At 55.6% G+C, this 870-nt stretch carries 1 protein-coding gene; it reads right to left on the reverse strand.

Features of this window, described 5'->3' with window-relative positions:
- Window positions 1-13: 13 nt before the first annotated feature.
- A partial coding sequence (gene tnpC / locus LKX83_RS31770) for an IS66 family transposase (RefSeq protein WP_227887249.1) occupies window positions 14-870 on the reverse strand: 857 nt, incomplete at its 5' end.

An 870-nucleotide genomic window follows, 5' to 3' on the forward strand; every position in this document is an offset into this window, starting at 1 on the left:
GTTACTACTTAGGTCAATTCAACTTAAGTTCTCCCAGAAAAGCTGAACTGAGCGAGGCCAGGATGGGGTGTGAGCGTTTGATCAGCGTGGAGATGACACTGCGAATGCGCGCAAAATGAACAGCCCCCTCCCATGTTCGGAAGCAGCCTGAGATCTTTTGCTTGACCTTTAGCATGCGCACATCGCGCTCGGCCTGGTTGTTGTCGAAGGGAACTTGCGGATTGGAGAGAAAGCGGAGGATGGCGGCCTTGTGTGCGAGCAAGCGCTGAGCGAGATTGCCGGCCTTGCTCTTCACTTTTCGCCCTCGGGGTCCTGTCTTCTCTCGAACGGGATCCTTCTGCCATTCGGCTGCACCATGCTTTAAAATGGCGTCGTATTGCGATTGGAGCCGTTGGAGCAGCGCTTCTGGAAGGGGCTTCTCTTGCTCGCGGTACTTGCAAGCCAGCTTCCAGCTGAGCTGCAAGAGCTGCTTCATGCGGCTCGACCAGCGATGGTTGTCGTATTCTGTGATGCCTTGAAGCTCGCGCAGCAGATGCGCGCAGCATAGCTGTCGTTCAAATCCAAATTCATTTCTGAAGTACGCGCCATAACTGTCATGCACCACAATACCGTCGTACGCTGCAAGAATGCCACCGGCCTGCATGCCTTGCGATCCACGACTGGCATGCAGGGTGAGCAGCGTGTAGTTCGCATTGGAAGCCACGTGCACCCAGTTGGTCGTCCCCTGGATACGTAGTCCAGTCTCGTCGCAATGGAGCACCGCGCTTTCCTTCAGCCGCTCACGAATCGTATTTTCGACGGGTTTCAACTTGCTCGATGCGGATTCCAGGTAGGAAAGCAACGTTTTGTCGCAGGGGCGGCAGCCGCACA

Origin of the sequence: Cohnella baijiui, from assembly GCF_020731285.1 — a bacterium.
GTDB lineage: Bacteria > Bacillota > Bacilli > Paenibacillales > Paenibacillaceae > Cohnella.